Origin of the sequence: Wolbachia endosymbiont of Nomada ferruginata (assembly GCF_001675785.1) — a bacterium.
In the GTDB taxonomy this organism is placed as follows: domain Bacteria; phylum Pseudomonadota; class Alphaproteobacteria; order Rickettsiales; family Anaplasmataceae; genus Wolbachia; species Wolbachia pipientis.
In genome coordinates this window covers 1-6,500 of the sequence record NZ_LYUY01000079.1, presented here as the reverse complement: position 1 = coordinate 6,500, position 6,500 = coordinate 1, and the positions used below count along the sequence as shown (strand labels likewise).

The window sequence follows — 6,500 nt, the reverse complement described above, 5'->3', positions numbered from 1 at the left end:
TATAACAAATAACGTCACTATTAACTATTGCATTCCAGAACAATTTGATGCATCATTCTTTTTGTAAAAAACATTCCAAACTTTCTCTCCACTTTTTCTGGGTAAGGTCAATTGACAACTGTCCACTTTCTATTCCCATTGATTCATATTTTTTGCCTTGACCAAGAAAAAATTCAGCTATTGCCTTACTTTCTCTTGCAACAACTTCTTCCTTAACAATTTTTCCTTTCTCATCAACGATACTTATAAAAGTTTCTTTTAGTGAGATCGCTATAATATTCCATGAGACTGCTCCTACTAATAAAAGTTTAAATTATTTTTGAAGAACTTATTCTACTGAATTCGTTACTTCGTGCTAAAATAATGGACTCCATCATTCAACAGCAATTACAGTATGTTTACCCTTTTTCTTGTTATTTTTCTAATCTATAGCTAGCGTTCAAAACCATATTCGAAAATACGTTTTCGGATTTTTTTTAATGCTGTTTATTTCATCCTCAACATCGTCTCTACCTTTATGAACTAAGTAGCAGCATTAAAAATTATAACGTACCCCTATCTCTAGAGTTGCATCTGGTATTTGTTTTGCTTTTATACCACTTAGTTGCCCACCCATGGTCATACCAACTGCACCAATTATCTGCGGAGTAATTTCATAATCAACACCTAACTTTAGTTTATAGGAAATAGAACTCAGTATTTTATCTACTACAGATGAACCAGCAGCTTCACCACCTGATTCTGGAGCACCTTGTGTTTCTTCTTCCTTTTCTTTTTCTTCTTGTGAACTATTGCCATCACCATCAACTGTATCACTAACACCAAAGCCAAAAGGTGTTATTTGGAGATATCCTCCTAAACCTCCGCTGACATATAGTTTAACGGGATCAATATCAAGGTCAGGATAGAAGCGGTAGTTTGCCAATAAGCTAGCTCCTATGCTCTTTAATGACTTAATATTACTGAGAACCTCAAGTTCAAATTTAGAGTTTTGGTCATAATGGTAACCAAGAACAACACCAGGTTTCATTTTAAAGCCACCACCCCAACCAGCACCAAAGTTTAAACCTGCATAGTACTTATCTTCTGACTTACTTGCACTATTACTAGCTGCACCTGCTAGAGATGAAGTAAGCAACACAGCCAAAACGCACAATCTCTTTATTTTCATATAACTCCTCATACAAAAAAATATATAATGCATAAGTATATATCCTTTATATTAAAAAAGATATAATTACATGTCAAAAAAAGTATAGCCATAAAATCAGATTATATAAAACGTACTACTCAGGTCTTTTATATAACTATATTTACTATCTTATTTGGTACAGCATATACAGTGCGAACTTTGCTTTGATCGATCTTACTGGACACAGAGTCTATCGCTATTTTCTTCAATTCTTCTTGAGGTAAGTTAATTGCCACCTTGATTGTTGTACGTAATTTTCCATTGATTTGCACGGCTATAGTGACTGTATCGTCAACTAATAATGATTCATCAGCTTTTGGCCAAGGTTGTATACCTTCGCCTCCTATTTCTTGCCATAAGCTTTCAGCTAGGTGTGGTATGAACGGTTCGATTACTCTGATTAATATACATATACCTTCATCAATAAGAGATTTTCCAGTTTTTACGTCTATTTCAGCTATTAAATTCGTCATCTCACGAAATTTTGCCACTACGCAGTTTAATCTGCAGTTTTCCAAGTCATCTGTAAGTCCGTGTAAGAGTTTATGAATTTTTTTTCTGTACTCTAGAAGTTCACCCGTAACACTTTCATTATCATAGTGTATATTCACAGGCTTAAGCTGCATTACCATACGCCACAATTTATTTACATAACGAGAACAACCTTCCACGCCATCATCGGACCATTCCATATCTTTCTCTGGAGGAGTGTCGGACAACACAAACAAGCGAGCAGTATCAGCACCATACTTTTCTATGATAAAGTTTGGGTCAACTGTGTTCTTTTTCGACTTGCTCATTTTCTCGACTTTTCCAATTTGAACCTTAGCTCCTTGTGCAATCAACTCTTTTGCTTCTGCGGGAAATAGCCACTTACCATTTTCGTCTTTATAAGTTGCATGGCAGACCATTCCTTGAGTGATTAAAGTAGAGAAAGGCTCTTTAATATCAAAATAGCCACATTTGGTTAAAGCTCTGCAGAAAAAGCGTGAATAGAGTAAATGCAGAATTGCATGTTCTATTCCACCTATATAATAATCAACAGGCATAAAACGATTACATGCATCTTCGTCTATTGATTTATCTTCACTACAGAATGCAGCAAAATACCAGGAAGATTCAAAAAAGGTGTCAAACGTATCAGTTTCACGCTCTGCTTGCTTTCCACACTTTGGACAATAAACAAATTTCCAAGTTGGGTGCTTATCCAGCGGATTGCCACCACTTGTAAATTCTACATCTATTGGCAGAACTACTGGAAGATCTTTTTCTGGAACTGGCACAGTTCCACAATCCTTACAATATATAATAGGTATAGGACATCCCCAATAACGCTGTCTTGAAACTCCCCAATCGTGTAGACGATAGTTTGTTGTTTTCTTACCTATCCCTTTTTCTTCAAGTTTTTTAGTGATTACTTTTTTTGCTTCACTAACCGTCAATCCATTTAAGAATTCAGAGTTGCACATTATTTCGCCGCCAGTGTAGGCTTCTTCTAGAGTCACTATGGCTTGTGCACCCTTTTCATAAATAACAGGAATAACCGGCAAATCGTATTTCTGTGCAAATTCAAAATCACGCTGATCATGTGCAGGGCAACCAAAAATCGCGCCTTCCCCATATTCCATCAACACAAAATTCGCTATGTAAAGCGGCAATTCCTTATCAAGAAATGGATGTTTGACGTTTAATCCGGTGTAAACTCCTATTTTTTCATCGTTCTCTCTTTTCGATTTTATTTCTTGGATCCCAGTGTCAAGCACTGGGATGACAACAGAAGAACCATTCTTTAAATCCTGCACAATAGGATGCTCTGCTGCCACTGCACAAAAAGAAGCCCCAAACAAAGTATGAGGATAAGTTGTAAAAACTTTTAATTTCTTATTCAGGCCAACTACTTCAAACTCTATAGTTGCTCCTTCAGATTTTCCTATCCAACGCTCCTGCATTGTTTTGACTTTTTCTGGCCAATTTTTTAAACTTTGCAAGCACTTGAGTAAATCTTCAGCGAAATCAGTAATCTTTAAAAACCATTGGGACAACTTACGTTTTTCAACAACTGCACCTGATCGCCATCCTTTTCCATCAACCACCTGTTCATTTGCAAGCACTGTTTGGTCCACTGGATCCCAGTTAACCCATGACTCTTTTCGATAGGCAAGCCCATGCTTTAAAAAATCCAGGAAAATTTTTTGTTCGTGTTTGTAATAATCAGGCTCACATGTGGAGAGTTCACGCTCCCAATTATAAGAAAGACCTATAGATTTCAACTGTGTACGCATATTATCTATATTCTCTTTTGTCCATGTTTCGGGGCTAATATTGTTGTCCCTTGCTGCATTCTCAGCTGGTAATCCAAACGCATCCCAGCCAATTGGATGCAAAACCTCAAATCCATTAGCTCTCTTGTAACGCGCTATCACATCCCCTATTGCATAGTTACGTAAGTGTCCCATATGAATTTTACCAGATGGATATGGAAACATTTCCAACACGTAACACTTTTCTTGTTTACCACTCTTGCTTACAGAAAAATCCCATTTATCTTGATAAAATTTTTCAACATTTTTAAAATCATATTTCATATAAATCCAAATTTAATCACAGTTTGTGTGCGCCAAAGGATCAACCGCTTGGCCGTTATGTCGTATTGTGAAACACATCTGCGGATCTTTATCTTGTGTGCTTGATTTACCTGCAGATCCAATCACTTGACCTTGCTTTACTTTATCACCAATTTCAACATGTATGTTTTTTAAATAGGAGTACACAGTCATGTAATTATCTTTGTGTTCTACTATAATTAAATTTCCATACCATCTCAGCCCTTTGCCTACATATATCACTTTGCCGGGTGCAGAGGCAATTACGTTCGTTCTATTTTGAGCAGCAATTTTTATGCCATCCTTACACGTTTCATCAGAAGAGGTAGCTGAACCTTTAACTGGCATTACAAATTTGCAATTTACCCCCACATTTTGTGCATCATTGTTATCTCTGTATATCCTATTTATGATGGCTTTTCTACTTTCTTTTTGCACTGAAGGCTCCCTAATTAAATGGTACTCTCTTGTATATTCCAGATCTCTTTTTCCGTAAAATTCTTCGCCTTTAAGCAGCACAGGTGCAGGTTTTTGCAGGCCACAGCCTATTAATATTGCTAATAACATAAGAAATGAGGCTATACGCCACATTTTAGATATATCGATTTTCACAAAACTCCAAAACTTTAGCGAGACGTAGTGTTTCACGTCTGCTTGTTACTTTCCTCGTTATTTATTCTACTAGTTAAATAGTCTCTTAAATCGGTAAGTTCTTGCAACAAATTCTTTGGATCACGATTCACATTACCAAATTCCTTTTGCACTCCTTTTATTGTATATCCTTTATCATATAGCATGTACTTTACTTGCTTTATGGCCTCTATACACTTACGATCGTATAGCCTTCTTCCTTTACGCTTTGTAGGCTTAATTTGATGAAATTGACCTTCCCAGAATCTCAAAACATGCTGTTCCAAATGTAGCTCTTCAGCTACTTCCCCAATCGTATAAAATAATTTTTCCTTGTTCATTAATTATTGATTGATTTTTTTATAATTTTTGAAGGCCTAAAAGAAATTGAATTTCTTGCCTGAATCATCACTTTCTCCGATGTATTTGGTATATTTCCTGGCCTTTCCTTCTTTTTTTTGACCAAGAATGTTCCAAATGATGATATTTTTACTATTCCATCCTTTGCCAAGCTCGTCTTTATTTCGTCCAATATATCATCTATTATCGAAGCAGAGTCTTCCTTTGATAATCCTATTTCTTGGTTTATATTTTCAGCTATTGTTGCCTTAGTTACTGCTGTGTCTTTTGTTATAACATGATCCATAATTGAGTAAGTATCGCAATATGTAAACACAATATAGCAACTGACTTAAGGTTCAGCTACTTTATTTTTTAGGGTATGTCTCTTTTGTAGCATAATTTAAAATACTAGCAACTGCCAATATTGCAAATATCGCAAAAAGCGCCATTTTATGATCTGTAAAAAGTGCTAACATTGACACTATAATTCCGCTCATGATGAACATAAACCCATTGATAATGGATGATGATGTGCTAATGTATTTTCGTTTCACAATCTCGCTGCCGACAGTAAAATTAAGCATATGTCCTCCCGCAAAAAACCCGAACATTAACATACAAAAGTACACAATGTGAGCTGTTAAATGGCTGTATAGTAAAATAATAATTGAGACGCCTTGCAATAAAGCAAAAGCAGAGATTACATGTTTCCTATTTTTAAATAAGTTTGAGATTCGATCTGCAATTGGAGCACCAACTGCAAGACCAAGCCATAGTATTGCAGTTGCTACACCTGACTCCATTGCATCGAGTTCTGAATTGCTTAGTAACCTTGGAGCCCACAGGGTGTTAAGTGCTAAAAATGTTCCAAAAGTAATAGCACCCACCACTGAAGTTATCCAGATATCTCTTAATTTTAGCACTGTGAGTACAAAGCACATTACTGTTCTTATAGAGCTTTTTATTGTGCGCTTTTCTGAGCTGCTTTCTGGAAGTGTGTTTGGACAAAAAAGCGTAAGTACAAATATCAACACACCAAATAGTATTATGCATACAATCAGATTTTTCCAATATGCATCTTCGGCAAGCAAGCTAGAGAACAGTATTTGAATCACCAAAGCAGAAAGGCTTGAAATTGTCTGCACTAGTGAAAACATTAGTCCAAATTGGGCAGCGAAAAAACATATGCTACTTGTGTGAGCAGCACCAATAAAACCAAATGATGCTCCAGTTGCAATCAACACTTGAGATAAAATCAAATGAGCAAAATTGTCACTATTAATAAGGACAAAGAACCCAAAGATCATAGTTAATAATGAGAAAAAATAAATTTTTTTACTGGAAAAAACATTAAACGTTGCTCCACTAAAAAATTGTAAGATGGCGAAAGTCCAAGTATATGATGAATTAGCCAGTGCAACTTGCGCGATTGTAAGTCCAAGTTCCTTTTCAAGATTTACACTTATAAAGGTATAAATTATCTGCATGTTGCTGAATATAACAACCAAGTTACTAATCAGCCAAATGAACCAAGCCTTAGCTCTGCTTTCCATAAGATTTATTTTTATAAGTAATCTATTAGAAATTTAACACTAAGTCTCTTTTTAAGCTATTGTTTCCTGACTACTGTTATAGCTAACCCAAAAAACGGTTGTGTGCTGCAGTAACAAACAAAGTAATGTTTGTGAGAAGCTTTATTGAAGATGAAGGAAGGTCCTTCGAAATCGGTTTTC

The 6,500-nt window shown here is 35.8% G+C and carries 6 protein-coding genes; all 6 read right to left on the bottom strand.

The window, feature by feature from the left end; translation table 11 throughout:
- Positions 1-535 precede the first annotated feature (535 nt).
- Positions 536-1,171, bottom strand: a complete 636-nt coding sequence (locus BA053_RS04855; protein ID WP_010962341.1) for a membrane protein — start codon at positions 1,169-1,171, stop codon at positions 536-538.
- A gap of 128 nt (positions 1,172-1,299) precedes the next feature.
- Positions 1,300-3,777 (bottom strand): leucine--tRNA ligase, encoded by a 2,478-nt coding sequence (gene leuS, locus BA053_RS04850; protein ID WP_065106824.1) that lies wholly within the window; start codon positions 3,775-3,777, stop codon positions 1,300-1,302.
- Positions 3,778-3,789: 12 nt separating this feature from the next.
- Positions 3,790-4,386 (bottom strand): murein hydrolase activator EnvC family protein, encoded by a 597-nt coding sequence (locus tag BA053_RS04845; protein ID WP_065106823.1) that lies wholly within the window; start codon positions 4,384-4,386, stop codon positions 3,790-3,792.
- 53 nt (positions 4,387-4,439) lie between these two features.
- A complete protein-coding gene (locus tag BA053_RS04840; protein ID WP_065095003.1) occupies positions 4,440-4,766 on the bottom strand; it encodes a MerR family transcriptional regulator in 327 nt (108 codons plus the stop codon).
- A complete protein-coding gene (locus tag BA053_RS04835; RefSeq protein ID WP_065095004.1) occupies positions 4,766-5,071 on the bottom strand; it encodes an integration host factor subunit alpha in 306 nt (101 codons plus the stop codon). The genes BA053_RS04840 and BA053_RS04835 overlap by 1 nt, the downstream gene beginning before the upstream one ends.
- A gap of 61 nt (positions 5,072-5,132) precedes the next feature.
- Positions 5,133-6,320: an MFS transporter gene (locus BA053_RS04830; RefSeq protein ID WP_156518054.1), complete on the bottom strand. Its 1,188-nt coding sequence runs from the start codon at positions 6,318-6,320 to the stop codon at positions 5,133-5,135.
- Between the last annotated feature and the right edge of the window lie 180 nt (positions 6,321-6,500).

Coding starts and splice junctions, on each gene's coding strand:
- BA053_RS04855 (WP_010962341.1), bottom strand. CDS start 1,171: ATGAAAATAAAGAGATTGTGCGTTTTGGCTGTGTTGCTTACTTCATCT.
- leuS (WP_065106824.1), bottom strand. CDS start 3,777: ATGAAATATGATTTTAAAAATGTTGAAAAATTTTATCAAGATAAATGG.
- BA053_RS04845 (WP_065106823.1), bottom strand. CDS start 4,386: ATGTGGCGTATAGCCTCATTTCTTATGTTATTAGCAATATTAATAGGC.
- BA053_RS04840 (WP_065095003.1), bottom strand. CDS start 4,766: ATGAACAAGGAAAAATTATTTTATACGATTGGGGAAGTAGCTGAAGAG.
- BA053_RS04835 (WP_065095004.1), bottom strand. CDS start 5,071: ATGGATCATGTTATAACAAAAGACACAGCAGTAACTAAGGCAACAATA.
- BA053_RS04830 (WP_156518054.1), bottom strand. CDS start 6,320: ATGGAAAGCAGAGCTAAGGCTTGGTTCATTTGGCTGATTAGTAACTTG.